The organism is Mesorhizobium norvegicum (genome assembly GCF_004919685.1).
In the GTDB taxonomy this organism is placed as follows: domain Bacteria; phylum Pseudomonadota; class Alphaproteobacteria; order Rhizobiales; family Rhizobiaceae; genus Mesorhizobium; species Mesorhizobium norvegicum.
This window is the reverse complement of sequence record NZ_SMYZ01000047.1, coordinates 66567-92004: the sequence shown is the minus strand read 5'-3', so window position 1 is coordinate 92004 and position 25438 is coordinate 66567. Positions and strand designations below refer to the sequence as shown.

The following is a 25438-nucleotide window of genomic DNA, read 5'->3' as shown; positions in this document are numbered from 1 at the left end:
CAAATCCATCGGCCCGCTTGCCACAAGGCCCCACGCCGCGATATCCCCGAGCGGCAACTCTTCGTATCCTCGGCACCTCATGCTTAAAAATGCCTTCCTGACGCTGCTTTCGCTTGCCATAGCCATCGTCGGCGGTGGCGGCAGCGTCTGGTATGCGCTGAAAGTCCAGGATGGTGTCGGTGCCATCCGGATCGGCCAATGGACGGCCTTTCCCGATATCGGCACGCCCTCCGCCGATCCCTATTCCAAGGCCCGCGTGGCGCGCGAGGGCGTGCTTGCGCTCGGCCGCGCCGAAGGGCTGTCCTTTGTCGCCGAGCGCGATACGGGCGGCGCCGAGCTCAAGCGCGAATGCACCTACACCATCGAGGGTGGATTTCCGACGGCGCGATTCTGGACGCTCTATGCCGCCGACCAGTCGCTCGGCGTGGTCGAAACCGGCAAACCCCGGCTGGCGGGGCTGCAATCCTATGGAGTGGTGCGCCAGCCCGACAATTCGGTCATCATTTCCGCCGGCCATCACCCGATGCCGGGCAACTGGCTGCTGACAGACGGCTTCGGCAGGATGTATTTCGTGCTGACCTTCTACGACACGCCGATCGCCAGCAGCACCGGCCTTTCGGACGTTTCGCTGCCGCATATCGTCAAGGTCGGCTGCGATGCGTAATTTTTACGCGGCGATGCGCAGACTTCTGCATGCCATCCTGCTCGGCTTGCTCGGCGCCGGCATCGTGCACATCGCCGTGCTGCTTCTGGTGCCTGAGTTTTCCGAACGCGATGCCTGGTCGCGGCTGTCCATGGCGTCGGATCTCTACAGGATGACGCGGCTCGATGCCGAAGCCGGTGGCGCGCCCGTGGTGAAATCCGTGGATCCGCTGTTCTACGCAACGGCATGCCGGTTCGACCTGGGCGAAGGCATGGTCCGCATCAAGGCGCCTGGACACGTGCCGTTTTGGTCGGTGTCGGTCTATGACCGCAGCGGCCACAACGTCTATTCCTTCAACGACCACACCGCGACCGGCGGCGTGCTGGATGCCGTCGTGCTGACGCCGGCGCAGATGATCGACGTGCGCAAGGACCTTCCCGAGGACCTTCAGGGAGCGATCTTTGTCGAAGCGCCGATCGAGGAAGGCATCTTCGTCATCCGCGCCTTCGTGCCCGATGACAGCTGGAAGCCGATCGTATCGCGCTTCTTCGAGCAGAGTTCCTGCGAGCTGCAGGACTTCTAGTGGTGCGGGACCGGCTTCGTCCCTGGCGATCCCGGCTTGTCGGGATCGACCGGCCGCACTTCGCCGACATGAGGCCGCTCGTAGCGGATGCCGGGAAAGATGATCACCGCCGCCGGAATTTCGGCGGTTTGCTTTGTCCGATTGCTTGGTGCCGTACGCGGCACGAAAGACAGTACCATGCCCATGGTTCGCGCATTCCTCTCGGTTTCCCCGGAGCACAACGCAACGCCTCCAAATATCATTAAGGCCGGCAGAGGGTTAACGGAGCGCTAACGGATCGTCGCTAACTTGATCTTTGTTCTTGGCACTCGCGAAACCGACACGGTCCCGGTCGAGCGTGGCCAAGCTTGTGTCGAGTACGGGCGTATCCTTCGTGTCATCTTCGGACTTCAGGCAAATCGCGGTACGAAAAGACTCGGGAAAGGCCGAAAGGCTGTTCCGCGCCGCGGTGTCGGCGTTCTGCTCGCTCACCCGCCCTTCACGCCGTGAGATCGGCCAACTCGAAGACCTGACGCTGCCGCTGTTCGACAATGTGTCCGTCGAATCTCGCCGTTACGTGGCGGCCGCCCTTTCCGAATGCGAATATGCCCCCGCCGCGTTGGTGCGCCGTCTCTGCGAGGAACCGGTCGACATTGCCGCGCCGCTGCTCATCCGCTCACGCGCCGTCAGCGACATCGATCTCATCGCGCTGATCGGGCGACATGGCCTGCCACATGCCCGCGCCATTGCGCGCCGCAAGGGCCTGAACCCGACCATCGCCGATCTGATCAGGGCGCTGGAAAGGCCAACTCTGGTGCGCATGCGGGAGCCGGACGCGAAAGCCATCGCAGCAGAAGAGATCGTGCCGGTGAGCACGGAAACTGCCTCCGACGAGTCCGCCCGAGAACAGGCGCTCGGCATCGCAGCCGAGAATGCACGGCGCAGGCTGCGCTCGATGATGCGCACGGGCGACGAGGCGGGAGCGACGAACGCCGATCCTTTCACGGGCGCCGACACCTATGTGAAATTGCGCGAGACAGCGCTGACGGGAAACGCCGCGTTCTTCCAGACCGCGCTCGCCGATGCGCTCGATATCGATTTCTCGACCGCGCGCTCGCTCACCGCCAACCAGAACTACGCGTCGCTGCTTGCGGCACTGCGCTCGCTAGACCTCGGCGAAGACAAGGCCTTCCTGATCACCGTTGCCGTCTACCCAGCGCAATTCCCACATCCGCAGGCTATCCGCACCTTCCTCGACCGCTACCGCCTGCTGCATCGCGAGGCGGCCCAGGACAAGGTGCGGCACTGGAAAGCCGAAACCCTCTCGAGGGTGGTTCGCGACGCCGCACCGGCAAACAGCGATACCCGCATGGCATCGAACAGCGACCACGCGGCTGAGACCTCCGGCCTCAGGGCGTCTTCACGGAAATAAGTTCCTCGACGGGCACAGTGCCGGCCTCGATCTCGACCACCCAGATGTCGGGATCGAATTTTTTCTCCCTTTCCAGCCTGGCATCGAGTACGGCGGCATCGTCACCGGCGCCGAGCAGACTGAAAAACCGGTCGTCGGGCTTGGCCGAATCGTAGCTTGTCTGCGGCGCCGGGCCGAACAGGGCAACCTCGCCCAGCCTGCCCCGCGCCAGCACGAAAACAGCGCCGGCTTCGGTTGCGCCGCGCTTGACCACCGCGGCAAATCCGCCGGCGCCGAAAACCCGGCGCAACAGGGCCGAGACCCACAGATCCGATGTGACGCGCATGAGAGAACTCCGCTAATGCGTGTCGCCCCGGTTTTTGGGACAACGACATGCACGCAAACAAGGTAGGCGGGTTCTCTAGAGTAGTTTGCCGTTTCAAGGAAACGGCAAACTACTCTAGCTCTTTGTTTGACGCGATTCCGGGCGGAAAACCGTTTCACACTTTTCCTGGAATTGCTTTGTCGATATTTCCGCCGCTCGGCGAGCCGTCGTTTCAGCCGTCAGTTGGTCAGGCCGATCTCGCGCATCTTGACGTAGACGATCTCATCGGGCTCGCCCGTCTGCGGCAGCCCGAACAGCGACTGGAATTCCTTGATCGCCGCCTTGGTGCGCGCGCCGACGACGCCGTCCAGCTGCATGTCGTCATTGCCGAACGCCTTGAGCCCGGCCTGGATCTTGACGATGCGGGCATCGGGCGCTTGCGTCGCGGCATTCGGATCGGCGGCATTCGTCTGCCCTGAATTCGTTTGCAACGACACCGGAACGGCGGCCGGCATATCCGGGCGCGGCTGCGGTCTGGGTACGACGGAAGCGGTTTTCGGCGTCGCGCCCAGTTGATCCAACAGAAGCGCGTCGATCTCGCCGGACGCGTTGAGCCCGACCTTCTGCTGATAGGCCTGGATGGCCTTGCGCGTGTTGGGCCCGGAAATGCCGTCGACCGTTCCCGAGTAGAAATCGAGATCCTTCAGTATGCCTTGCACCTGCTCAACCACCGGATCGCCTTTGATCGGCGCCGGCGCGCCGGATGGCCGCACGATGTTGAATGTCGTCTCCGGTTCGTCGGACGCCGCGTGCGGAAAGCCCTCGATGCTGCGGGTCGCGAAAAACGCGCCGGCATGCGGGAAAGGCTGATACCACAAGGCATTGGCGGAAACGTAGAACAACGTCACCAGGAATGCCGTCGAGCCACCCACCAGGACAGGATTGCGCGAGATCATGCCGCCGACGGCGACGGCGCCGTCCTGAAAGGCATTGCTGCGGCGCTTGACCGCCTTACGCTGTTTTGCGGAGCGAGCCATTTCTGTCCCCTTTCGCCATGGCCACAGGCATGGCCAGCACGCCGGCCTTCTCCGCCTGATGCCCCTTCGGTCCGTTCACCGGCAGGCTGATGGTCACCGTGGTACCCTCGCCCGGCATGCTTTCGATGGACATCGTGCCTTCGTGCAGCGCCACCAGGCCCTTGACCAGCGACAGGCCGAGACCGGTCCCCTCGAAACGGCGGGTATAGTCGTTCTGGATCTGCATGAAGGGCTTGCCGAGATTGGCAAAATCCTCCTCGGCGATGCCGATGCCGGTGTCCCTGACCCAGAAATGCAGGCGCGAACCGATCCGCTTGGCGCCGACGACGACATCGCCGCCATCGGGGGTGAATTTGATCGCATTGGAGACGAGGTTGATGAGCATCTGCTGCACGGCACGCTGATCGGCATTGATGTCGCCAGCGTCCGGCGCGATCTGCGCCTGCAGATCGATGTTCTTGGCCTGCGCCTGCAGCTGCATCATCGACTGGCACATATCGACCGCTTCCGCGAACCGGAACGGCTCCGGTTCGGTCGCATAGACGCCCGATTCAATCCTGGACACGTCGAGTATCGAGGTCACGACGGCAAGCAGATGCTGGCCCGAATCCCTCACCAGGCCGACATATTCCTTCTGGCGCGGATCCTTGAAGGCGCCGAACATTTCATGCAGCAGCATGTCGGAGAAGCCGATAATGGCATTCAGCGGCGTGCGCAGTTCGTGGCTGACCACCGCCAGGAAGCGCCCCTTCGCCACCTCGGCGGACGCGGCCGCCTCATTGGCCGCCGCCAGATCCTCGCGCAGCCGGGCAATCTCGTCATTCTCGCGCAGGACAAGCGTGAACACGTCGCCCTGTTCCTCAGCTCGCACCAGATCGAGCGAGAACGGCCGATAATTGTCGGCGACAAGGCCATTGCCGTTCTGGGGCAGCCTGATGCGCAATTCGAGCCGGCGCGACAGCGCGCCGTCGCGCATGTCGGCCAGGGCGCTGAGATAGGAGACGCGATCCGACAGATGGACGCGGTCGAAGAGGCCGTTTCCAGACAGCAGTTCGGGCGGCAATTTCAAAAGCGTGCGCGCCTTTGGCGAGGCGTCCAGAACCTCGCCATGACGGGCGACGCGCAAGACCACCGCATCGATGATGTCTTCGAGCCGGTCGGCAGTGTCGACCACATCAGCCGCATCGGCCGTGTTTCGAAACGCCGATGCGCGCGGGATCAAGGTAAGCGCCCAGGCCAACGGCACCAGCCAGTGCCACGCCGCGATCTGCGCTCCTGCGAACGGGAACACGGTTCCAGCCAGAGGCTGAGCCAGGATGGCGACAGCGGCCGACACGGCTCCCCAAAGTGCCGCACGCCGTGAGGCGCCGATCCACCAGGCTTCGAATGGCAGCGCCACGACAAGCATGGCGACAGGCGAACTCAGCCCGCCCGCGGCGGCAATGAGACTGCCGAGAGAAATACCCGCCACTGCCAGAGCGACCTGACTTGCTATCGCCATCTTGCCGGTCGCCGCCACCAGCAAGGCGACGAACCAGCACAAACCAAAGGCCGCGAAGATGGCGGCCATGGTGACGGCGGCGCCCATGCCCGAAGTGACCAGCGTGACCGCGGCACCCGCGGCAAAGAAAGGAGCCGCGAGCATGACGCCGATGAAGCGGCGCTGGCGCTCGCGGTCGTTCCGCCCAAGGATGGACGGATGGACCATACGTTCGCAACCGGCGGCAATCGCGCCAGGCAATTCAACGTATCTGGCCTTGATTGAACTCAACTCAACGCACCCGTAATCGTCGTGGACAGCTCTGCTTTGCAGATCGTTCTGGTTGGCTCTGAAACTCGCATCCAGCGTTTAAGGAATGGATAAGGCAGGGCCAACCAAGGCCCCGGCCTGCGGCAAATATCGGGATGCCGGCAGCCGAAAGCCCGGGCAAATGCGGCCATAGTAAACGGAGGGTTATTCGGCGACCGTGCCCATCGGGTGGGTGCACGCGGCACCCGGACTCCGGGATTTCAGAAAAAATACAGGAAAAGCATGGAGATAGATGGTTATCTCGCGTTAAGAAAACTCATTCGGATTTGAGACAAATCGATTGCACAACGGTTCGTTTCGAATTTGCCTAAAATTTGAGGAAAATTCTCTCTTTGCCCGCAAGCCGTCCTTTGCGCCTGTGTGCCAACATCCTGCCTACAAAAGAGGTCATGCCATATGGATGCATGATCCGGTCACGACGAGAGGGCAAGGGCATGGTCTTCCTGATAAGAATGGCTTTCTGGTTTTCGCTGGTATTGCTGGCGCTGCCGCTGGCTGTCGGCCCCGATGAATCGGGCCGCGAAAGCGTCGGGCCGATCCAGGCCTTGTTTGCGGCACGCGAAGCAGTTGGCGACATCGCCGGCATTTGCGAACGCAAGCCCGATGTCTGTGAGACCGGCAAGTCGGCGATGCACACCATCACCGCCCGCGCCAAGGAGACCGCCAAGATCGCGGCAGCGATGCTGGACGACAAGTCCGCCGCCGGCCCCGATACATCGACGATGACCGGCAGCGTGCCGGAAGAAATCGTCTTGCCCGAGACAGTCACCCTGCCGGCGCAGAATTAAGCCGTTTCGACGGTGCACCGCGGGCTGTCTGCCCTCTCGACGCCCGCGGTGTCTTTGTTTTTTCCGTGACGCGGAGCCGCCGCGTGACTATATCCGGCATTATGACCACCACGATCCAGACGATCCGCGACGACTTCTCGTTCCTTGAGGAATGGGAAGACCGCTATCGTTACGTCATCGAACTCGGCGAGGCGTTGCCGCCGTTTCCGGACGAGCAGCGCAGCGCCGCCAACAAGGTGCCGGGTTGCGTCAGCCAGGTCTGGCTGACCACTGAACACGGAGCTGGGGCCGACCCGGTCATCACCTTCACCGGCGATTCGGACGCTCATATCGTGCGTGGGCTGGTCGCGATCATGCTGGCGCTGTTTTCCGGCAGGACCGCCAGCGAAATCCAGAAGACCGATGCGGACGCGACATTGAAAGAGCTCGGCCTCGACGAACATCTGTCGCCGCAGCGCGCCAACGGCCTTCGCTCCATGGTCAAGCGCATCAAGCGCGATGCCGAGGCGGCGCTCAAGCAGATCGCCTGAAAGCGTTTCACACTCTTCCTGGAATTGCTCTGCTCGATCAGCGCGTTGCCGCCCCGCAAAACCAAACGGCGCCCGAAGGCGCCGTTTTTTCGATTCGATCTGGCTGGCAGCGATTACCGCGCCTTGCGCTTGCGGCCGAGACCCATCTTCTTGGCGAGCTGGGACCGGGCAGCGGCATAGTTGGGTGCAACCATCGGATAGGTCGGGTCGAGGTTCCACTTTTCGCGATACTGATCCGGCGTCAGATCATAATGGGTCATCAGATGGCGCTTCAGCGACTTGAACTTCTTGCCGTCTTCGAGGCAGACGATGTAGTCGTCATGAACCGAGCGCTTCGGGTTGACCGCCGGCTTTTGCTTGTCGGCAGGCGGTTGTTCGGCGGTTCCGCCCACACGCCCGAGTGCGGCATGGACATCGGATATCAGGTTCGGCAATTCGCCGACCGGCACGGGATTGTTGCTGACATAGGCGGCCACCACATCGGCGGTCAATTCGATCAGCGCATCGCTGTTTCTGGAAGGTGTTTCGACAATATCCATGGTCTTCAGGCCCCAACAAGAGTTACTTCGATCTGCGCCCTTTTTTTTACAGGCAGGGCATTGCACGAACTTGTGCAGGTAGAGCTTCTGCGATTCGTGTCGCGGGCACATCAATGAGCCTGCGCACCAAGTAAGTCAATTCACCCTTTGCGCTATATTGGACGATGTTGGTCAATTATTCCCGGATCAGCTTCAATCTTTCGTGCATTGTGTAATTTATCGATATTTCGCGCGCCAACCAGCAACGGCTGACGCAACGTCAGCTCTCCGTTACATTCGAGGCAACTCACAAAGCAGGTTTCAATGCTTGATTTTGCTTGGCCATTGCACGCGCAAACTTGGTTGTTTACACCTGTCCACAAAACCACAGGTTGCCGCCGTTACGCAAGCAATCAGGCGACATGCCTGTCATCCAACCAAGTCGGTTAATCGCTGCCGCGTCAATCAACGCGGGGTGATGTATTTGCCGTAGGCCCACCCGGTGACAAAGGTGCCGTTCTGGGCCGGGTCATGCCAGACTTCGCACCAGCGATAGCGAACCGTCTGTTCCTGCTTCCACGCCGGCTGGTCGGCGATGTCGAGCAGGTTTATCCCGCCGGTGCATCGTCCGGTCATCTGCAGAACGGTCCCGTTCGGGTATGCCGCCTGCTTCTGGGACGTGCCCGAAGGGTATTTGCGTACATTGAGCGTGTCGCCGAACGGCACATTGGCCACTTGCCAAGCCGCGAATACGGTCGCATGAGACTGGCCGGCAAAGGCCAGAGTGAGCGAAGCAACGGCGAAAGCCGCAGCAGTCCGAGAATAAACAGTCATCATCTCTCCTCCCGGCCCATCTCCTGGAGCCGACACAACCCATAGACTGCGGCTCTTGAACCCGCCCTGATCGGCGTGTTCATTCGTCATTCAAGATACTTCAAAAGCGAGACGCAATGACCAAGACATCAGCATTTCCGATCGTCAGCCCGCCAACGCCCGAGAAGCGGCCGGTTTCCGACACGCATCACGGCATCACGCGAACCGACGACTATGCCTGGCTGCGAGCCGACAACTGGCAGGAGATGTTCCGGGACCCATCATTGCTCGATGCGGGGATCCGCGCTGAGCTCGAGGCAGAGAATGCCTACCAGTCAAAGCTGATGGCCGACACGGTCGAGCTGCAAAAGCAGCTTTTCAAGGAGATGAAGGGCCGTATCAAGGAAGACGATTCTTCCGTGCCGATGAAGGATGGGCCCTATGCCTATGGTTCGTCCTTCAAGCTTGGCGGCGAGCAGCCGCGCTATTTCCGCATGCCGCGCGACGGTGGCGGCGAGCATATCCTCCTCGACGGCGATGCGGAGGCCGCGGGCAAGGCCTATTTCCGTCTTGGCGGCGTCGACCATTCGGCCGACCACGCCAAGCTGCTGTGGGCATTCGACGACAAGGGCTCCGAGTTCTACACGCTTCGCGTGCGCGACCTTGCCGATGGCAAGGAGCTTGCCGACCAGATACCCGACACGGGCGGCTCAGGTGTCTGGAACGCCGGCAATGACGGCTTCTTCTATACGCGGCTCGACCCCAACCACCGCCCGTCCAAGGTGCTGTTCCATGCGCTGGGCGACAGCCCGCAAAGCGATCGGCTGATCTATGAGGAAACCGATCCTGGCTTCTTCATGAATGTCGACGGCACCCGCAACAACGAATGGATCATGATCGGCATCAACGATCACGAGACTTCGGAATATCGTCTCTTGAGCGCCAGCGATCCGTTTGCCGAACCGAAACTGGTCTCGCCGCGCGAGATCGGCCTTCAGTACGACCTTGAGGAAGGCGGCGACATCTTCTTCATCCTGACCAATGCCGACGGCGCCAAGGATTTCAAGATCATGACGGCACCGGTGAGCGATCCGGTCCGCGCCAACTGGCAGGAACTGGTGCCGCACGAGCCAGGCCGGCTGATCCTGTCGGTGATCGGCTTCAGGGACCACATGGTCCGGCTCGAACGCAAGGAAGGCTTGCCGCGCATCGTCGTGCGCGACCGCAGCAGCGGCGAGGAGCATCTTCTGTCCCTTGACGAGGAGGCTTTCTCGCTCGGCCTATCGGGTTCCTATGAGTACGACACCGAGATCATGCGCTTTTCCTACTCGTCGATGACGACGCCAGCCCAGGTGTTCGACTACAATATGCGCACCCGCGAGCGGGTGCTGCTGAAGACCCAGGAAGTGCCGTCCGGCCATGATACGGACCACTATGTGACGCGGCGGCTGATGGCGCCGGCCAGCGATGGCGAACTGGTGCCGATCTCGCTTTTGCACCACCGCGACACGCCGCTGGATGGATCCGCACCTTGCCTGCTTTACGGCTACGGCTCCTATGGCATCACCGTACCGGCCGCATTCAACACCAACTGGTTCTCGCTGGTCGATCGCGGCTTTGTCTTCGCCATCGCTCACGTCCGCGGCGGCAAGGACAAGGGCTATGGCTGGTACGACGACGGCAAGCGGGAGAACAAGATGAATACGTTCACCGATTTCATCGCCGTCGCGCGCCATCTGGTCACCGAGCGCTACACGGCGCATGACCGCATCGTCGCGCAAGGCGGTTCGGCCGGCGGCATGCTGATGGGCGCCATCGCCAATATGGCGCCGGATTGCTTCGGCGGCATCGTCGCCGAGGTTCCTTTCGTCGACGTGCTCACCACAATGCTCGACGCAACCCTGCCGCTGACGCCGCCGGAATGGCCTGAATGGGGCAATCCGATCGCATCCGCCGACGATTACCGAACCATCGCTGCCTACTCGCCCTATGACAATGTCGCAGCACTCGACTATCCGCCGATCCTGGCGCTCGCCGGGCTCACCGATCCGCGCGTCACCTATTGGGAGCCGGCCAAATGGGTGGCGCGGCTGCGCGACCGCAAGAGCGGCGACAATCCGGTGCTGTTCAAGATCAACATGGATTCCGGCCACGCCGGCGCCTCCGGCCGGTTTTCGCGGCTGGAGGAGATCGCCTATACCTATTCGTTTGCACTAAAGGTGATGGGCAAGGCGGAGCTTGCAGGGAGAGCAGATCAATGATCGATGCGTCCACGTTGATAGCTTACATTGCGGTTGTGCTCGGCTTTGTCTTCATTCCAGGCCCCGCAACCCTGCTGACGATCGCCCGGGCAACCAGTTCGGGAACGAAGGTGGGCATCGCGACCGGTGCCGGGATCGCGGCCGGCGACGTTGTTCACACCGTCATGGCGATGGTCGGCATCTCGGCGATCATCGCCACGTCGGCGACGCTGTTCAGCATCGTAAAGTACGTCGGTGCGGCCTACCTCGTTTATCTCGGCATTCGTGCGATCATCGAGAAAACACCGACCAACCCGGCTGCCGGCGCGCTTGCGATCGCCGCCGGCAAGGCGTTTCGACAAGCGATCCTGACCGAAGTGCTCAACCCCAAGACCGCGCTTTTCTTCCTTGCATTCCTGCCTCAGTTCGTGCGGCCTGAAAACGGATCGGTGACGCTTCAGATGACCGCGTTGGGGGTCATCTTCGTCGTACTGGGCCTTTTCAGCACGGTCGTCTTTGCCGTGAGTGCTGGCCGGCTCGGCACGTTCCTGCGTCGAAATCCGGCGGTGTTGCGATGGCAAGGCAAAGTTGTCGGCGGCATCTACTGCGCTTTGGGCGTCCGTCTGGCGCTGCAGCAACGCTGACCTTTTCATCCCTATTCAAAGCAACATCGCCGTCTGTCAGCGGAACGGGTCGCGAACCGACCGCCGCTGTTCCTCGACGGATTTCCAAGGTCATGAATTTTTGATTTGCGTATGATCTTTTCCGAGGCTTCATTTCGCGGTCATGCGCCGCGATTTTCTGCTCGCAATTGGTACCATCGCGCGCTACCCAATGCCCGGCTTTTTCAAGCCGTGACTGCCAGTTACTATCTCGCAAGGGTCCGCCATGCTGCTCGTTGACGTCTATCTCGACAAATCGTCCATCCAGGGCATCGGTGTGTTTGCCAGGGCTCACATTCCGCGCGGCACGCTGATCTGGAAGCTGGACCCGAGATTCGATCGGATCATCGACGTGGAAACTTATGAGAGCGAAAGCGGATCGGTGAAGAGCTACCTCGACCGCTATTCCTACCCCGACCGGCGCGACCCGAACTACATCGTCTTCGAAGCCGACGACGCGCGCTTCATGAACCATGCGGATGAGCCGAATTGCGACGTCTCCTCACCTGAGGAAACATACGCCTCGCGCGATATAGCGCCTGGCGAGGAACTGACCTGTGACTACAATCATTTCTTTGAAACCGGCTTCGATTTCCTCGGCGACCGCCACCTGTCGCCGGAAAACTAGCTCGCCGGCTTTTTGCGCGGCGGATAGCCGTTTGGATGCGGCGGTATTGCCTTGAGATAGGCGGCGATGACCGCACGATCCTCCGGCGTCAGTTCGGCCATGTTCCGCTGCACGTCGACCATGGCGCCGCCGACGGAATCGAAGTCAGGCGTGAGGCCGGTTTCGAGATAGTTGGCAATGTCGGCTTCCGACCAGTTGCCGATACCGCCCTTGCCCGATGTGATGTTCGACACGACGCCGCTGCCTTCTGCAGCCACCGCACCGGCCAGCCACGCGTTCTTTTTCGTGCCGCCTGCAAGGTCGCGCGGCGTGTGGCATTCGCCGCAATGGCCCGGCCCTTCGACCAGATAGCGGCCGGCCATCACCGGATCAGGCGTGCCATCGGAGAATGCAACGACCGGCTGGTCACTGAGGTAGAGCAATTTCCACAGACCGATGCCGCGACGAATGTTGAAGGGAAAACCGAGAGAATTGGCCGGGGCCTTGCCGGCGACCGCCGGCAACGTCTTCAGGAAGGCGTAGAGATCGGCAATGTCGGCCGGCTTCATGCGCGCGTAGGACGCATAGGGAAACGCCGGATAAAAATGCTCGCCCGAGGGCGATACGCCCTTCAGCATGGCGTTGGCGAGATCCTCGGCCGACCAGGCGCCGATGCCGTCCTTGGGATCTTGCGAGATGTTGGGCGGGACGAAGGTTCCGAACGGCGTCTTGAGCTCGAGCCCACCCACGAGTTGAAGCCGCGCATCGCCCTGCGAGCCCGGCTTTGCATGGCAGGAGGTGCAGCCGCCGGCATAGAAGATGCGCTTGCCCTTGGCCGCATCGCCAGGGCCGAGCTTGGCCAGGGTCTCCCTGTCGAGCCTCACAGGCGCCGACAGCACCCACCCGGCAACCGCGCCGACGCCGCCCAGAATGACGAGAGCGCCGACGAGTTTTTTCAGCCAGGGCATCGCCCGCTATCAGCCCTTTTTCACTCGATAGGTCTGGTGGCAGGTGCCGCAATTGGAAGTCATCGCGCCAAACTGCGTCTTCAACGTATCGACATCGGCGGGAGCGGCGGCGGTGGCCGCCTTGACGTCGGCGAGATATTTGTCCTCGGTGGCCTTGAAGCCGGCCATGTCTTCCCAAATCTTGGGCGCCGCTGTCGTGTCGCCTGTATCGCTGCCTGCCGGGAACAGCGCAGCGGCATCGAATTTCTCGGCATTCGCCTGCAATGCCTGCAGCTGCGTCAGCACGGCAGCGGCATCAAAAGGCTCCTCACCCTTGACCACTTTCGAAATGCCGCCGACGATCTTTCCACGTTCCTTCATCAGTGCCTGCCGATCGAGAATCGGGTCGGCAAAGGCCGCCGAGGCGGCGAGTGCAAGCATAGAGATGGCGATAACAAGCTTTCTCATTCAATTGGCTCCGTGATGAAGGCATTTCGGGACAGGAGGTTAACGGAAGCTACAGGGGGAAAATTCCCTTCCCGGATGATTTTTTGCTGCGACACAGCAAAAGAAAAGCCCCGGGATGCCGGGGCTTTCTGGAGATCGATCAGGACATCAAAAGCGTCGTGGCCAAACGGATCAGAAGGACACGTTTGAAGTCTTTGCTTTCATGCATGTCGTTGTCCCAAAACCGCTGCGCACTTTTGGGCGACACGCATCAGGCCTTTTCGTACAATTCCAGCACGTGATCCCAATTGATCAGGCTGTCGACGAACGCCTCGAGATATTTCGGCCGGGCGTTGCGATAGTCGATGTAATAGGAGTGCTCCCAGACATCGACGCCGAGGATCGGCGACGCGCCATGGACGAGCGGGTTCTCGCCATTCGGCGTTTTCGAGATCGCCAGCTTGCCGTCCTTGACTGAAACCCAGGCCCAGCCGGAGCCGAACTGTGTCGTGCCGGCGGCAATGAAGTCGGCCTTGAACTTGTCGTAGCCACCGAGATCGCTATCGACCGCCTTCTGCAGGGCGCCCGGCAGCTTGTTGCCGCCGCCGCCCTTCTTCATCCAGTTCCAGAAATGGATATGGTTGTAGTCCTGGGCGGCATTGTTGAAGAGCCCGGCATTCTTGCCGAACGACTGCTTCACGATCTCCTCGAGCGACAAGTTCTCCATCCCGGCTTCGGCGGCGAGCTTGTTGGTGTTGTCGACATACGCCTTGTGGTGCTTGTCGTGATGATATTCCAGCGTCTCTTTCGACATGTAAGGCTGCAAGGCCTCATAGTCGTAAGGCAGAGCGGGCAATTCAAAAGCCATGGATGGTACTCCCTCGTGGAAAAATCCGGTATCGATACCGGACTAAGATAGGTCTGGAATGGGTTGGGACAACTCCGGAATGAAGCGTCGATCGCCTTTTTATCCGCTCAAGCGGCGGAAGTCGAATGCGCCCAGTCCCAATAGAGTTCGCGCGCCTTCTTGGCCACCGGCCCGGGTTGCAGGTTGCGATCCTCGATGCGGGTGATCGGCACCACCTTGGAATGGTTGCCGGTCGAAAAGATTTCGTCCGCTTCGAGGAAATCGCGCACCGACAGCGTCTTTTCGGTGGTCTTGAAGCCATACTCGCCAAGCAGCGTTATCGTGCGCGAGCGGGTGATGCCGGACAGGAAGGTGCCGTTCGGCGCCGGTGTAAAGACATGGCCGTCCTTGACCAGGAAGATGTTCGAGGTTCCGGTCTCGGCGACGTTGCCCAGCATGTCGAGCACCATTGCGTTGTCGAAGCCGCGCATCTTGGCTTCGAGAATGGCACGGCCGTTGTTGGGGTAGAGGCAGCCGGCCTTCGCGTTGGTCGGCATGGTTTCGATGGTCGGGCGCCGGAACGGCGATACGGTCACCGAAAAGCCGGTCGGCGGGATCATCGGCGATTCGTAGAGGCAAAGGCAGAAGCGGGTCGATGCGGGATCGGCCGGCACGCCCATATAGCCGCCGTGCTCAGCCCAGTACATCGGCCTGATGTAGACCGCCGTCTTGCCGTCGAACTTCTTCAACCCATCCCATGTCAGCCCGACGATCTTGTCGGCGGTCATGTTCGGCTTGAGGCCGAGTGCAATCGCCGAAGAATTCACCCTGGCGGCATGAAGCTCGAGGTCCGGCGCCACGCCTTCGAACCAGCGGCCGCCGTCGAACACGCTGGTGCCGAGCCACATGGCATGGCTGCGCGGCCCCAGAATGGCGACATTGCCCTCGTGCCAATCACCATCGACGAAAGTCCATGTCGCGGATTGCGCCGCAGCCGCCAGTGTCATCGTGTTGTCCCGTCTCAATCGGTCTCGTGTGACAGCCATTGGAAGATGCTTTGGCGGGCGCCGTCAACCGGCATCAAGGAGTTTTGTTGAGGCCAGCGCCGGGGCGCGATGCAATCAAAGCTTGCACCTTGTCGCGCCTGCCCTCAAAACTGTTGTCATGCAATACACCGCCTATGTTTTCGACGCCTATGGCACGCTGTTCGACGTGCATGCCGCCGTGCGCCGCCATGCCGATCAGATCGGACCGGACGGCCAATTGTTGTCCGAGATCTGGCGCGCCAAGCAGCTCGAATATTCCTGGGTGCGCACGCTGATGGGCGCCTATGCCGATTTCTGGCAGCTGACTGAACAGGCGCTCGATTTCGCCTTGCGCAAGGTTCCTTCGGCCGACCCCGGCCTCAGGGCGACATTGCTGGATGCCTATTGGCGGCTGGATTGCTATCCGGAAGTGCCGGCCGTGCTCAAGGCTCTGAAGGCCTCGGGAGCGAGACTGGCGATCCTGTCCAACGGCTCGCCCGAAATGCTGCAGGCAGCGGTCAAGTCCGCCGCGCTCGACCAGGTTCTGGACGACATCTATTCCGTCGATACCGTGCGGCGCTTCAAGACCGATCCTGCGGTCTACGACATGGTCGCCACCGGCTGGCGCCTCTACCCCAACGCGGTTTCCTTCCAATCCTCCAATCGCTGGGACATCGCAGGCGCCACCAAATTCGGCTTCCGCACGGTGTGGATCAACCGTTCCAACCAGCCCGAAGAATACCGGGACTTCCCGCCGGCCCTGATCCTGCCATCGCTCGAAGCTCTGGTGCCGGGTAGCTGAGACCTGTGTCTCCGGCGCCACAGTGGCGGCGCAGTCACAGCTTCGCCTTTGTTTGTCCACCTTCAGGCCAGAATCGGAACCGCCTATCGCCCCAGGTGTTGTCAGGCACCCGCGCAACGGTCGGCGAATTCATGCTTTGTTGCGATTTGAGACTTAAAGAAGGCAACCATGTCCAAAACCGAAATCGAATCTTTTCACCTGAGCCGTCGCGGCTTTCTCAACGCCGCAGCCTTGGGCGCCGCTTCGATCGCGGTTTCGGCATGCGCCACCACCGGGCCGGGGCCGGTCGAGCCGCCGCCGCCAACCTATGTCGAGCCGCCTCTGCCCGATTATGCGACGATGTACGCGGCCGTCAGCGATGGCGGTTTCGACCTTCCGGCCATACCGTTCGAAAAAATCGATCCGCAATTCCTGCGTCAGATCGTTCCCGATCCGACGGGGCAGAAGCCCGGCACCATCATCGTCGACACGACGGGACACCATCTCTATCTGGTGCGCCCGGGCGGCCAGGCGATCCGTTACGGCGTCGGTCTCGGCCGCGCCGGCTTCGAATGGTCCGGCGACGCTGTGGTCCAGTGGAAGCAGAAGTGGCCGAAGTGGACGCCGCCGGATGAAATGATCGCCCGGCAGCCGGAATTAAAGCCATACAGCGCCGACAATGGCGGCATGCCAGGCGGCTTGAAGAACCCGCTCGGTGCGCGTGCGCTCTATCTTTTCCAGGGCAACGTGGACACGCTCTACCGCCTGCACGGCTCGCCGGAATGGAAATCGATCGGCAAGTCGGTCTCGTCAGGCTGCGTGCGCCTGATGAATCAGGACATCATCGACCTTTACGACCGCGTACCCTCGAAGACGCCGGTCGTCGTGACCAGCGACGCCAGCCAGCCGATGGTGGCGACTGCCAACCGCCAGGCGATCCCGATCGACGCCGGCGTGCCGGACGGTTCGGTGCTGCTCGGCCCGGTCAAAGCGATCACCAACTCGATCTTCTGAGCCGACGAGGCAGCGGCAACACCGCTGCCTCAAGTCCTACCGTCCCCTGGAAAGACTGCCCAGGATCCCGCGCACGATTGCCCGGCCGACCGACGAACCGACTGAGCGCACCACCGACTTGATCGCCGCCTCGGCCACGGTCTGCCGATTGGATGGGCGCGGTGACGGCGCGCGCCTGCCACCGGGTTGCGGCGCGGGATCGTCATTGCCGAAACCCGGGATGGTCCAGCGCGAGCCGCCACTGCCGGCCTGCTGGGCCTGCTCTTCGGCATCCTGCGCGTCCTTGGCCTTTTTCTGCAGCATCTCGAAGGCCGATTCGCGATCGATGACCTGATCGTACTGGCCGGCGACAGGGCTTTCCTGGATCAGCTTTTGTCGCTCGGCGGCCGTTATGGGTCCAAGCCGCGAGGATGGCGGGCGGATCAGTGTCCGCTGCACCATGGACGGAACACCCTTGGCCTCCAGCGTCGAGACCAGCGCCTCGCCGGTGGCGAGCTGGGTAATGGCGGTCATGCAATCGAAATCGGGATTTGGCCGGAACGTCTCGGCCGCTGTCCGCACCGCCTGCTGCTCACGCGGCGTATAGGCGCGCAGCGCGTGCTGGACGCGATTGCCGAGCTGGGCCAGAACTTTTTCGGGGATATCCAAAGGGTTCTGCGTGACGAAATAGACGCCGACGCCTTTCGAACGGATCAAGCGGACCACTTGTTCAACGCGATCGATCAGCACTTTGGGTGCTTCGTCGAACAGAAGATGCGCCTCGTCGAAGAAGAACACCAGTTTCGGCTTGTCGGGGTCGCCGACTTCCGGCAGCACTTCGAACAGCTCCGACATCAGCCACAACAGGAAGGTCGCGTAGAGACGCGGATTCATCATCAGCTTGTCGGCGGCAAGCACGCTGATGGCGCCGCGCCCGTCGCGTGTGGTGCGCATGATGTCGGCGATGCGCAGTGCCGGCTCGCCGAAGAAGTTTGCCGCGCCCTGCTGCTCCAGAACCAGCAGCGTGCGCTGGATCGCCCCGACCGAGGGCTTCGTCACATTGCCGTAGCGCGAGCCGATCTCGTCGGCGCGCTCGGCGATGTTGGCCAGCAGCGCCTGCAGGTCCTTCATGTCGAGCAGCAGCAGGCCTTCCTCGTCCGCCAGGCGGAAAGCGATGTTCATGATGCCTTCCTGCGCCTCGGTCAGGTTCATCAGGCGCGACAGCAACAACGGCCCCATTTCCGAGACTGTGGCGCGGATCGGATGGCCCTGTTCGCCGAACAGGTCCCAGAAGATGACCGGAAATTCCTGGAAATCATAAGGGTCGAGCTTGACCTGTTCGGCCCGCTTGACGAGGAAATCCTGCGCCGTGCCCATCATGGCGATGCCGGACAGATCACCCTTGATGTCGGCGCAGAACACCGGCACGCCGGCATTGGAAAAACCTTCGGCCAGGATCTGCAAGGTGACGGTCTTGCCGGTACCGGTGGCGCCGGTCACAAGGCCATGGCGATTCCCGTATTGCAGCAACAGTTGCTCGGCACGCTGATAGCTGTCGTCAGGCTTGCGGCTGGCGCCGATGAAAATACTGGTGTCGTCAGCCATATGTCCGGTCTCCGCAAACTGATATGTTTAAAGCCAGTGGCCTTGCCGCAGGTATAGTGAGGCCATCGCTGAGCGACAATGCCAATCCTCAAAATCGGTTTTTTTGGAGCTTGCGGATTTTACCGGTGTTTGGCAATCGTTCATGGTTCGTCCACGCAGGCTGCCCTATATCTGGTGGATCGAATTCGGTCTCTGAAAGCGCATTGCATTGCGATATCGGACCGGGGACCGTAGACTGAACCGCTCCCGGCTGGTGCGGCCGCATAAAACGAGGAAGACGGATGGGCGCCGGAGCCTTGATCCAGGACGTTGAACCCGAGAACGCCGAGCGCCAGCGATGGCTGGCCCTGGCGGAAAAGGCGCTGGCCGGCGCATCCTTCGAGGAGAAGCTGGTCTCGCATAGCGATGACAACATCCGCATCGAACCGCTCTATGACCGCAGCACCGCCGCGGAACCGATCGTGCGCGCAAACCCGAAATTGCCCTGGATCGTCAGCCAGCGCATCGACGATCCGAACATCGACCGTGCCAGAACCCAGGCGCTGGAGGACGTAGCACAAGGCGCTACGGGATTGTCGCTTGTGTTCGAAGGCGCACCGAACGCGTTCGGCTACGGCCTGCCGAGAACGGCGAAGGCGCTGGAGACGGTGCTGGACGGCGTACCACTCAACCGCGTCCAGGTTCGCATCGACGCCCATCCCTGGAGCCGCGCCGTGGCCGACTGGCTGGTGGCGTTCCTGAGCAAGCGCCGTTCGGACCCGGCAAAGCTCAACCTCTCCTTCGGCATCGATCCGGCGGCCATCTTCGCCGGAACCGGCCGGCTGCGCATGTCGATCGAGGCTTTGCAGGCCTCGATGCCGCAGTCGCTGGCGCATTTCTTCTCGATGGGCGTTCCGGGCGTGCTGCTGGAGGCGGACGGGCGTGTGTTCCACAACGCCGGCGCCACCGAAGCGCAGGAGCTTGGTATCATGCTGGCTTCGGCGGTCTCCTATCTCAGAATGTTCGAGACGGCGCGGCAGCCGCTTGTCTATGCCGCGCCCCATATCGGCTTTGCGCTCAGCGTCGACCAGGACCAGTTGCTGTCGATGGCCAAGGCGCGGGCGTTGCGCAGACTCTGGGCGCGGGTGCAGGAGGCCTGTTCGATCCCGACATCCACCGCCAATATCCATGCAGAGACGTCGTTTCGCATGATGACGGCGATGGACCCGGAGACCAACATCCTGCGCACCACCATCGCCTGCTTTGCCGCGGCGTCCGGCGGCGCCGATTCGATCTCCATCCTGCCGCACACGATCGCGCATGGCCTGCCGGCGGGTTTTGCCCGTCGCGTTGCCCGCAACGCGCAGCTGATCATGGCCAATGAAAGCCATGTCGATCACGTCGCCGATCCCGCCTATGGTTCCGGCGCGGTCGAAGCGCTGACCGCGGAACTCTGTGAGAAGGCCTGGGCGGAATTGCAGACAATCGAGGCCGAGGGCGGCGTCCTGTCCAGCCTTCAGGACGGACATATCCAGAAGCGCGTTCACGCGGCGGCAGCGCAGCGCAATGCAGCCTACCGGGCAGGCGAGCGGGCCATCATCGGCACCACGCTCTATCCCCTGGAAAGCGAACGTCCGGTCGAGACGCTGGCGGCGGAACGGCGGCCGGCCTTCACCGAAGGCGTTGCCGTCTGCGAGCCCCTGTTTCCGGTCCGCATCGACCAATCGATCGGAGCCGCCTCTTGATCCCGGATTTCGACCAGATCGGCTGGGTCCCGCCACGCCGCGCACCCGTCGAGGTCAAAGGCCAGCGGACGACACCGGAAGGGCTTGTCGCCAAGCATCTGTACAATCAAAGCGACCTCAAGGGGTTGCCGTATCTCGACACCTATCCGGGCCTGCCGCCCTTCGTGCGCGGCCCCTACCCGACCATGTATGTCCAGCAGCCTTGGACGATCCGGCAATATGCCGGCTTCTCGACGGCCGAAGAATCCAACGCTTTCTACCGGCGCAACCTCGCCGCCGGCCAGAAGGGGCTGTCGGTCGCCTTCGATCTTGCCACGCATCGCGGCTATGACAGCGACCATCCGCGCGTCGCCGGCGACGTCGGCATGGCGGGCGTCGCCATCGATTCCATCCTCGACATGCGGCAGCTCTTCGACGGCATTCCGCTCGGCGACATGACGGTGTCGATGACGATGAACGGCGCGGTGCTGCCGATCATGGCGCTCTACATCGTGGCGGCGGAAGAACAGGGCGTTGCGCAGAAGGATCTTGCCGGCACCATTCAGAACGACATTCTGAAGGAATTCATGGTCCGCAACACCTACATCTATCCGCCAAAGCCCTCGATGCGGATCGTGTCGGACATCTTCTCCTACACGTCGAAGAACATGCCGAAGTTCAATTCGATATCGATCTCCGGCTATCACATGCAGGAGGCCGGTGCGACGGCAGACCTCGAGCTCGCCTACACGATCGCCGACGGCATCGAATATGCCCGCGCCGGCGTTGCGGCGGGCCTCGACATAGACCGCTTTGCGCCGCGCCTGTCGTTCTTCTGGGCGATCGGCATGAACTTCTTCATGGAAGTCGCCAAGCTGCGGGCCGCGCGCCTGCTGTGGGCGACGTTGATGCAGAAGAATTTTTCGCCGAAGGACGAGCGTTCGCTGTCGCTGCGCACCCATTGCCAGACCTCGGGCTGGTCGCTGACGGCGCAGGACCCCTACAACAACATCGTCCGCACCATGATAGAGGCGATGGCGGCAACGCAGGGGCACACGCAGTCGCTGCACACCAATTCCTTCGACGAGGCGATGGCGCTGCCGACCGACCATTCGGCGCGCATCGCCCGCAACACCCAGCTCATCCTGCAAATGGAATCCGGCACCACGCGCGTCATCGACCCGTGGGGCGGTTCGGCCTATCTCGAACGGCTGACGCATGACCTGGCGGCGCGAGCGCTTGCCCATATCGAGGAGGTCGAGGCGCTCGGCGGCATGGCTGCCGCGACCGAGCAAGGCATTCCCAAGCTGCGCATCGAGGAAGCCGCCGCGCGCACGCAGGCGCGCATCGATTCCGGCGAGCAGATGCTGGTCGGCGTCAACGCGCATCGGCCCGAGACCGACATCGAGGTCGATGTGCTGAAGATCGACAATGCCGAGGTCAGGGCGCGGCAATTGTCGAAGCTGCAACGGCTGAAGGGCACACGCGACGTCGGCGCGGTCGAGAGCGCACTCGATGCGCTTACCCGTGCCGCGCAAGGCAACGAAAACCTGCTGGAGTTCGCCATCCGCGCCGCGCGCGCCAATGCCACGGTCGGTGAAATCTCGTTTGCGCTGGAGAAAGTCTTTGGCCGCCACGTCGCCACGGTGCAGACCATTGCCGGCGTCTATCGCAAGGCCCTCGGCGATAATGCCGTGGTCGACGGCCTGCAGGACAAGCTTGAAGCCTTCGAGAAGAAATCCGGCGGCAAGCCGCGCATACTCGTTGCCAAGATGGGACAGGACGGCCACGACCGTGGCCAGAAGGTGATCGCCACGGCCTTCGCCGATCTCGGCTTCGACGTCACCGTCGGCGCGATGTTCCAGACACCGGATGAGATCGCCAGGCTCGCCGTCGCACAGGATGTTCATATCGTCGGCGCTTCGTCGCTGGCGGCGGGACATCTGACGCTGATCCCCGAACTGCGCGACGCGCTGAAAAAGCTCGGCCGGGGCGACATGCTGATCGTCGCCGGTGGCGTCATCCCGCCACAGGACTATGACGCGGTGCTGCAAGCCGGTGCCGCTGAGATCTTTCCGCCGGGCACTGTTATCCCGGAAGCGGCGGATCGCTTGCTGGACCGGCTGCTGTCTGTGTGATCGGCAATAGAGCGACCAATCTCCGCGATTGGCCTAAGCACGCCTCCCCCTCGTCATCCACGGGCGGAGCAGGAGCGAAGCGACGTCGCGGAGACCCGAGGATCCATTCCGTGACGTCTGCCGAGGTACGCGACGCATCAAGATGATCGCTTAGTCTTCTGCCCGTTATCGAGCGTTGTCGCTGGACCGCACGATAACGCCTAGTTCTGCACCGCTTTGGCTCGCCATAAGTGTCACGGAATGGATCCTCGGGTCTGCGCAGTCGCTTCGCTCCTGCTCCGCCCGTGGATGACGAAGGAAGGGTGTCGCGGCTAATCGCGGACGTTGATCGCTTCATAGCCCAGTCGAGTTATAATCTCTGTTGCAACAACGCCCCAATCCAGTTATAATCGGCGTTGTAACAGGATGATCCATCATGAACACGACCATTCGTAAGATCGGCAATTCCGAGGGCGTGATTCTGCCGAAGGAGTTGCTCGACCGTTTGAACATGAAGGCGGGCGACAGCATCGTCATCGTTCAGGAAGGCGAAGAGCTTCGTTTGCGTCGCACAGAAGACAGCGCCGAGGAGTTCGAGCGCAAGATGAAGATCGCGCGTGAGCGGATGAAAAAATACGAGGTTGCCTACCGCGCGCTCGCGAAATGACCGAGCATCATTCGCGGGAGTTCGTGGAGTCGCTTCACGCCGAGCAGTTGCGCCTACACGGCGGGGCGGCAGGTATACGTGATGAGGGCATGCTGGAGTCGGCGCTCTCCCGTCCACAGCAGCGGGAGATTTATGGCGATCCGGATCTGTGCGAACTGGCAGCGGCATACCTGTTCGGCATCGCCAAAAACCACCCATTCGTTGACGGCAACAAACGTACTGCCTTTGCCGCAGCCGATCTGTTTCTTTATTTCAACGGATTAAGCGTCGAGGCCGACCAGCAGGACGTCATTCAACTGGTCTTGATGGTCGCCGCTGGCGAGATCGATGAAACTGGAGCTGCAGCTTTCTTCCGCGACCATGTCGTCAAGCTCGAGGATTAGCTCTCCGACAGCTTGACGATTTCCCATTCCTTGCCGTTGACACTTGCCACGTCGCCGACCTTCTTGCCGAACAGGGCCACGGCCATCGGCGAAACATGCGAAATGGTGCCCTTGGCCGGATCGGCCTCATCCTCACCGACGATTTTCCAGTGCACCTTCCTGTCGTCATCGCCCTCGAGCGTGACGCCCATGCCGAAGCGCACTAGGTCGCTGCCCGGCTCCGGTACGGAGAGCTCGGCGCTTTCACGCCGGGCGGTCCAATAGCGCAGATCACGCGACACAACCGCGATGCGCTCGCGGTCTGCTTTCCGTTCGGCCTTCGCCAATATATCGCGCAAGTCGGCCAGATTCTCCTCGATCTGTGCCAGGCCATGCTCCGTCACCAGATTGCGGTGCTGGCTGATCGGCCGCTCACCGACACCGGCAATGGCGTTTTCGCTGTCTTCCTCGCGAGTGAAAGCTCTGCTCATTCCCTGAACTTAGGCGCGGAAAGGCTGCTCGACAAGCCATTGTCGTTGCCCTCGACGGGAGAGGCAGATCGGCTGGCACGATTCCTGCGACGTCTGGGTTGAACGCTGGGATTCTGTGCCGATGTTGAACAGACGAACGCTGCTGACCGGAACCGCCGGCTTTGCCGTCATGGGCCTTGCGCTCGGCAAGGCTGCGGCCGCAAGCCTGACCGGCATCGAGAAAGCCTCGATGCGCGGCTCGATCAATGCCACCGAACTCGGCGTGCAGCCCGGCACCTTCGACGATCAGAGCAAGGCCTTCGCCAAACTGCTGCGCGACGCCAACGACCGCGACATGCCGGTGTTCCTGCCTCCGGGCACCTATGTGGTGTCCAACCTCTCGCTACCCGGCCGCTTGCGTCTTTCCGGCGTTCCGGGCGCAACGCGGATCGTCTATGGCGGCGACGGTCATCTGTTCATGGCCGAACAGGCCGACCATATCGAATTCAGCGGGCTGGTCTTCGACGGCACAAACCGCTCGATGGGCGATTATGCGCAAGGGCTGCTCGATCTGCGCCGGGTCGCGCATCTGGTCGTCGACAATTGCCAGATCACCGGCAGCGGCAAGAACGGACTGGCGCTGGAACACGCGACGGGCCGGGTCGAGCGCTCGGAGATATCAGGGGCTGCCGATGCCGGCATCTATTCGGTCGAGGCCAGCGGGCTGGCGATCACGGGCAACACCGTCTCCGATTGCGCCAATGGCGGCATTCTCGTGCACCGCTGGCAGGCAGCGGAAGACGGCACCATTGTCACCGGCAACCGCGTCGAACGGATCCAGGCGCGCAGCGGCGGGACCGGGCAGAACGGCAATGGCATCAATGCCTTTCGCGCCGGTAATGTCGTCATCTCGGGCAACATCGTCTCGGACTGCGCCTTCTCGGCGATCCGCGCCAACAGCGCCAGCAACCTGCAGATATCGGGCAACACCTGCTCGCGCTCGGGCGAGACATCAATCTATTCCGAATTCTCGTTCGAAGGCGCCATCATCAGCAACAACATCGTCGATGGCGCCGCCAACGGCATCTCGATCGTCAACTTCAACGAAGGCGGCCGCATGGGCGTCTGCTCGGGCAACATCGTGCGCAATCTGTCGACCAGCGGCCCCTACCCCGCCGACTCCCCGGGCTTCGGCGTCGGCATTGGCGTCGAAGCCGACACCACCGTTTCCAACAACGTCATCGAGAACGCGCCGCTCTATGGCATGCAGATCGGCTGGGGCCCGTATCTGCGCAATGTCGTGGCCACCGGTAACATCATACGCAAGGCTGGAACCGGCGTTGTCGTGTCCGTCGTCGAGGGCGCCGGCACGGCGGTCATCTCCGACAATGTCATCGACGGCGCGCTGAACGGTGCGGTTGTCGGCCAGCGCTGGGCCGAGCCGGCGACAGGCGATCTCGCCTCGTCAAACGGTAGCGGCTATCCGCATCTGACCGTCGAGCGCAATCACGTCAGCTGAGGGCCGGTT

27 protein-coding genes are annotated in these 25438 nt (G+C 62.0%); 15 read left to right on the top strand and 12 right to left on the bottom strand.

Features of this window, described 5'->3' with window-relative positions; translation table 11 throughout:
* Window positions 1-79 precede the first annotated feature (79 nt).
* On the top strand, window positions 80-664 hold the full coding sequence (locus FCU66_RS19985) for a DUF1214 domain-containing protein (protein ID WP_136617570.1): 585 nt from the start codon (window positions 80-82) through the stop codon (window positions 662-664).
* A complete protein-coding gene (locus FCU66_RS19980; RefSeq protein ID WP_136617571.1) occupies window positions 657-1226 on the top strand; it encodes a DUF1254 domain-containing protein in 570 nt (189 codons plus the stop codon). Before FCU66_RS19985 ends, FCU66_RS19980 begins: the two co-directional genes overlap by 8 nt.
* Here the strand turns inward: FCU66_RS19980 and FCU66_RS19975 are convergent.
* Window positions 1223-1411 carry a hypothetical protein gene (locus FCU66_RS19975; RefSeq protein ID WP_136617572.1) on the bottom strand — a complete coding sequence of 63 codons (189 nt, stop codon included), beginning with the start codon at window positions 1409-1411 and terminating at the stop codon, window positions 1223-1225. The genes FCU66_RS19980 and FCU66_RS19975 overlap by 4 nt on opposite strands.
* Before the next feature lie 188 nt (window positions 1412-1599).
* On the opposite strand from FCU66_RS19975, the gene FCU66_RS19970 reads away from it, so the two are divergent.
* Window positions 1600-2637, top strand: coding sequence for a hypothetical protein (locus FCU66_RS19970; protein ID WP_136617573.1), 1038 nt, complete (start codon window positions 1600-1602; stop codon window positions 2635-2637).
* Here FCU66_RS19970 and FCU66_RS19965 read toward each other — a convergent pair.
* The 3 genes from FCU66_RS19965 to FCU66_RS19955 form a co-directional block, all read right to left on the bottom strand.
* Entirely contained in the window at window positions 2615-2962 is a 348-nt protein-coding gene (locus FCU66_RS19965; RefSeq protein WP_056580674.1) for a DUF1491 family protein, read from the bottom strand. The two genes, FCU66_RS19970 and FCU66_RS19965, sit on opposite strands and share 23 nt — an antisense overlap.
* Before the next feature lie 218 nt (window positions 2963-3180).
* Window positions 3181-3978 (bottom strand): peptidoglycan-binding domain-containing protein, encoded by a 798-nt coding sequence (locus FCU66_RS19960; RefSeq protein ID WP_136617574.1) that lies wholly within the window; start codon window positions 3976-3978, stop codon window positions 3181-3183.
* A complete protein-coding gene (locus FCU66_RS19955; protein ID WP_136617575.1) occupies window positions 3953-5686 on the bottom strand; it encodes a PAS domain-containing sensor histidine kinase in 1734 nt (577 codons plus the stop codon). Before FCU66_RS19955 ends, FCU66_RS19960 begins: the two co-directional genes overlap by 26 nt.
* Window positions 5687-6222: 536 nt before the next feature.
* Between FCU66_RS19955 and FCU66_RS19950 the strand changes: the two genes are divergently transcribed.
* Window positions 6223-6576: a DUF5330 domain-containing protein gene (locus tag FCU66_RS19950; protein ID WP_136617576.1), complete on the top strand. Its 354-nt coding sequence runs from the start codon at window positions 6223-6225 to the stop codon at window positions 6574-6576.
* 101 nt (window positions 6577-6677) lie between these two features.
* Entirely contained in the window at window positions 6678-7106 is a 429-nt protein-coding gene (locus FCU66_RS19945) for a SufE family protein (RefSeq protein WP_136617645.1), read from the top strand.
* Between the two features lie 113 nt (window positions 7107-7219).
* Here the strand turns inward: FCU66_RS19945 and FCU66_RS19940 are convergent, their stop codons facing one another.
* Both FCU66_RS19940 and FCU66_RS19935 read right to left on the bottom strand, forming a co-directional pair.
* The gene (locus FCU66_RS19940) at window positions 7220-7645 is read right to left on the bottom strand and encodes a Ros/MucR family transcriptional regulator (RefSeq protein ID WP_013532660.1); all 426 of its coding nucleotides are present in this window, start codon (window positions 7643-7645) and stop codon (window positions 7220-7222) included.
* A gap of 444 nt (window positions 7646-8089) precedes the next feature.
* Entirely contained in the window at window positions 8090-8458 is a 369-nt protein-coding gene (locus FCU66_RS19935; protein WP_136617577.1) for an SH3 domain-containing protein, read from the bottom strand.
* Between the two features lie 116 nt (window positions 8459-8574).
* Between FCU66_RS19935 and FCU66_RS19930 the strand changes: the two genes are divergently transcribed.
* From FCU66_RS19930 to FCU66_RS19920, 3 genes are all read left to right on the top strand, one after another.
* Window positions 8575-10698 carry a S9 family peptidase gene (locus FCU66_RS19930; protein ID WP_136617578.1) on the top strand — a complete coding sequence of 708 codons (2124 nt, stop codon included), beginning with the start codon at window positions 8575-8577 and terminating at the stop codon, window positions 10696-10698.
* Entirely contained in the window at window positions 10695-11321 is a 627-nt protein-coding gene (locus FCU66_RS19925) for a LysE family translocator (protein WP_136617579.1), read from the top strand. Before FCU66_RS19930 ends, FCU66_RS19925 begins: the two co-directional genes overlap by 4 nt.
* A 244-nt stretch (window positions 11322-11565) precedes the next feature.
* Window positions 11566-11967, top strand: coding sequence for an SET domain-containing protein (locus FCU66_RS19920; RefSeq protein WP_136617580.1), 402 nt, complete (start codon window positions 11566-11568; stop codon window positions 11965-11967).
* Here the strand turns inward: FCU66_RS19920 and FCU66_RS19915 are convergent.
* The 4 genes from FCU66_RS19915 to FCU66_RS19900 all read right to left on the bottom strand — a co-directional run bounded on the left by FCU66_RS19915 (window position 11964) and on the right by FCU66_RS19900 (window position 15194).
* Window positions 11964-12914 (bottom strand): cytochrome c, encoded by a 951-nt coding sequence (locus FCU66_RS19915; RefSeq protein ID WP_136617581.1) that lies wholly within the window; start codon window positions 12912-12914, stop codon window positions 11964-11966. The genes FCU66_RS19920 and FCU66_RS19915 overlap by 4 nt on opposite strands.
* Window positions 12915-12923: 9 nt before the next feature.
* Window positions 12924-13361 carry a c-type cytochrome gene (locus FCU66_RS19910; protein WP_136617582.1) on the bottom strand — a complete coding sequence of 146 codons (438 nt, stop codon included), beginning with the start codon at window positions 13359-13361 and terminating at the stop codon, window positions 12924-12926.
* Window positions 13362-13611: 250 nt separating this feature from the next.
* Window positions 13612-14208: a superoxide dismutase gene (locus FCU66_RS19905; protein ID WP_136617583.1), complete on the bottom strand. Its 597-nt coding sequence runs from the start codon at window positions 14206-14208 to the stop codon at window positions 13612-13614.
* Between the two features lie 107 nt (window positions 14209-14315).
* Window positions 14316-15194: a branched-chain amino acid aminotransferase gene (locus FCU66_RS19900; RefSeq protein ID WP_136617584.1), complete on the bottom strand. Its 879-nt coding sequence runs from the start codon at window positions 15192-15194 to the stop codon at window positions 14316-14318.
* Between the two features lie 157 nt (window positions 15195-15351).
* Here FCU66_RS19900 and FCU66_RS19895 point away from each other — a divergent pair, with 157 nt between their 5' ends.
* The gene (locus tag FCU66_RS19895; RefSeq protein ID WP_136617585.1) at window positions 15352-16014 is read left to right on the top strand and encodes a haloacid dehalogenase type II; all 663 of its coding nucleotides are present in this window, start codon (window positions 15352-15354) and stop codon (window positions 16012-16014) included.
* Between the two features lie 168 nt (window positions 16015-16182).
* Window positions 16183-17007, top strand: coding sequence for a L,D-transpeptidase (locus tag FCU66_RS19890; protein WP_136617586.1), 825 nt, complete (start codon window positions 16183-16185; stop codon window positions 17005-17007).
* Window positions 17008-17043: 36 nt separating this feature from the next.
* Here FCU66_RS19890 and FCU66_RS19885 read toward each other — a convergent pair whose 3' ends face one another.
* Window positions 17044-18591 carry a helicase HerA-like C-terminal domain-containing protein gene (locus FCU66_RS19885; RefSeq protein ID WP_136617587.1) on the bottom strand — a complete coding sequence of 516 codons (1548 nt, stop codon included), beginning with the start codon at window positions 18589-18591 and terminating at the stop codon, window positions 17044-17046.
* A 281-nt stretch (window positions 18592-18872) separates the two neighbouring features.
* Between FCU66_RS19885 and FCU66_RS19880 the strand changes: the two genes are divergently transcribed.
* From FCU66_RS19880 to FCU66_RS19865, 4 genes are all read left to right on the top strand, one after another.
* Complete coding sequence (locus FCU66_RS19880; protein WP_136617588.1) at window positions 18873-20315, top strand: methylmalonyl-CoA mutase subunit beta; 1443 nt, start codon at window positions 18873-18875, stop codon at window positions 20313-20315.
* Entirely contained in the window at window positions 20312-22432 is a 2121-nt protein-coding gene (gene scpA, locus FCU66_RS19875; protein ID WP_136617589.1) for a methylmalonyl-CoA mutase, read from the top strand. The genes FCU66_RS19880 and scpA overlap by 4 nt, the downstream gene beginning before the upstream one ends.
* Window positions 22433-22847: 415 nt before the next feature.
* Window positions 22848-23078, top strand: a complete 231-nt coding sequence (locus FCU66_RS19870; RefSeq protein ID WP_023760503.1) for an AbrB/MazE/SpoVT family DNA-binding domain-containing protein — start codon at window positions 22848-22850, stop codon at window positions 23076-23078.
* Complete coding sequence (locus tag FCU66_RS19865; RefSeq protein WP_136617590.1) at window positions 23075-23461, top strand: type II toxin-antitoxin system death-on-curing family toxin; 387 nt, start codon at window positions 23075-23077, stop codon at window positions 23459-23461. The genes FCU66_RS19870 and FCU66_RS19865 overlap by 4 nt, the downstream gene beginning before the upstream one ends.
* On the opposite strand, the gene greA is transcribed toward FCU66_RS19865, so the two are convergent.
* On the bottom strand, window positions 23458-23931 hold the full coding sequence (greA, locus tag FCU66_RS19860; RefSeq protein WP_136617591.1) for a transcription elongation factor GreA: 474 nt from the start codon (window positions 23929-23931) through the stop codon (window positions 23458-23460). The genes FCU66_RS19865 and greA overlap by 4 nt on opposite strands.
* A 121-nt stretch (window positions 23932-24052) precedes the next feature.
* Between greA and FCU66_RS19855 the strand changes: the two genes are divergently transcribed.
* Window positions 24053-25429, top strand: a complete 1377-nt coding sequence (locus FCU66_RS19855) for a TIGR03808 family TAT-translocated repetitive protein (protein WP_136617592.1) — start codon at window positions 24053-24055, stop codon at window positions 25427-25429.
* Window positions 25430-25438: the final 9 nt, after the last annotated feature.

What these genes read in the sequence shown, in the direction of transcription:
- FCU66_RS19940 (WP_013532660.1), bottom strand. Translation starts at nt 7,645, where the DNA reads ATGGATATTGTCGAAACACCTTCCAGAAACAGCGATGCGCTGATCGAA.
- FCU66_RS19960 (WP_136617574.1), bottom strand. Translation starts at nt 3,978, where the DNA reads ATGGCTCGCTCCGCAAAACAGCGTAAGGCGGTCAAGCGCCGCAGCAAT.
- FCU66_RS19930 (WP_136617578.1), top strand. Translation starts at nt 8,575, where the DNA reads ATGACCAAGACATCAGCATTTCCGATCGTCAGCCCGCCAACGCCCGAG.
- FCU66_RS19910 (WP_136617582.1), bottom strand. Translation starts at nt 13,361, where the DNA reads ATGAGAAAGCTTGTTATCGCCATCTCTATGCTTGCACTCGCCGCCTCG.
- FCU66_RS19870 (WP_023760503.1), top strand. Translation starts at nt 22,848, where the DNA reads ATGAACACGACCATTCGTAAGATCGGCAATTCCGAGGGCGTGATTCTG.
- FCU66_RS19915 (WP_136617581.1), bottom strand. Translation starts at nt 12,914, where the DNA reads ATGCCCTGGCTGAAAAAACTCGTCGGCGCTCTCGTCATTCTGGGCGGC.
- FCU66_RS19950 (WP_136617576.1), top strand. Translation starts at nt 6,223, where the DNA reads ATGGTCTTCCTGATAAGAATGGCTTTCTGGTTTTCGCTGGTATTGCTG.
- FCU66_RS19980 (WP_136617571.1), top strand. Translation starts at nt 657, where the DNA reads ATGCGTAATTTTTACGCGGCGATGCGCAGACTTCTGCATGCCATCCTG.
- FCU66_RS19920 (WP_136617580.1), top strand. Translation starts at nt 11,566, where the DNA reads ATGCTGCTCGTTGACGTCTATCTCGACAAATCGTCCATCCAGGGCATC.
- FCU66_RS19925 (WP_136617579.1), top strand. Translation starts at nt 10,695, where the DNA reads ATGATCGATGCGTCCACGTTGATAGCTTACATTGCGGTTGTGCTCGGC.
- FCU66_RS19955 (WP_136617575.1), bottom strand. Translation starts at nt 5,686, where the DNA reads ATGGTCCATCCGTCCATCCTTGGGCGGAACGACCGCGAGCGCCAGCGC.
- FCU66_RS19905 (WP_136617583.1), bottom strand. Translation starts at nt 14,208, where the DNA reads ATGGCTTTTGAATTGCCCGCTCTGCCTTACGACTATGAGGCCTTGCAG.
- FCU66_RS19880 (WP_136617588.1), top strand. Translation starts at nt 18,873, where the DNA reads ATGGGCGCCGGAGCCTTGATCCAGGACGTTGAACCCGAGAACGCCGAG.
- FCU66_RS19985 (WP_136617570.1), top strand. Translation starts at nt 80, where the DNA reads ATGCTTAAAAATGCCTTCCTGACGCTGCTTTCGCTTGCCATAGCCATC.
- FCU66_RS19855 (WP_136617592.1), top strand. Translation starts at nt 24,053, where the DNA reads ATGTTGAACAGACGAACGCTGCTGACCGGAACCGCCGGCTTTGCCGTC.
- FCU66_RS19975 (WP_136617572.1), bottom strand. Translation starts at nt 1,411, where the DNA reads ATGGGCATGGTACTGTCTTTCGTGCCGCGTACGGCACCAAGCAATCGG.
- FCU66_RS19965 (WP_056580674.1), bottom strand. Translation starts at nt 2,962, where the DNA reads ATGCGCGTCACATCGGATCTGTGGGTCTCGGCCCTGTTGCGCCGGGTT.
- greA (WP_136617591.1), bottom strand. Translation starts at nt 23,931, where the DNA reads ATGAGCAGAGCTTTCACTCGCGAGGAAGACAGCGAAAACGCCATTGCC.
- FCU66_RS19885 (WP_136617587.1), bottom strand. Translation starts at nt 18,591, where the DNA reads ATGGCTGACGACACCAGTATTTTCATCGGCGCCAGCCGCAAGCCTGAC.
- FCU66_RS19890 (WP_136617586.1), top strand. Translation starts at nt 16,183, where the DNA reads ATGTCCAAAACCGAAATCGAATCTTTTCACCTGAGCCGTCGCGGCTTT.
- FCU66_RS19865 (WP_136617590.1), top strand. Translation starts at nt 23,075, where the DNA reads ATGACCGAGCATCATTCGCGGGAGTTCGTGGAGTCGCTTCACGCCGAG.
- FCU66_RS19895 (WP_136617585.1), top strand. Translation starts at nt 15,352, where the DNA reads ATGCAATACACCGCCTATGTTTTCGACGCCTATGGCACGCTGTTCGAC.
- FCU66_RS19900 (WP_136617584.1), bottom strand. Translation starts at nt 15,194, where the DNA reads ATGACACTGGCGGCTGCGGCGCAATCCGCGACATGGACTTTCGTCGAT.
- FCU66_RS19935 (WP_136617577.1), bottom strand. Translation starts at nt 8,458, where the DNA reads ATGACTGTTTATTCTCGGACTGCTGCGGCTTTCGCCGTTGCTTCGCTC.
- FCU66_RS19945 (WP_136617645.1), top strand. Translation starts at nt 6,678, where the DNA reads ATGACCACCACGATCCAGACGATCCGCGACGACTTCTCGTTCCTTGAG.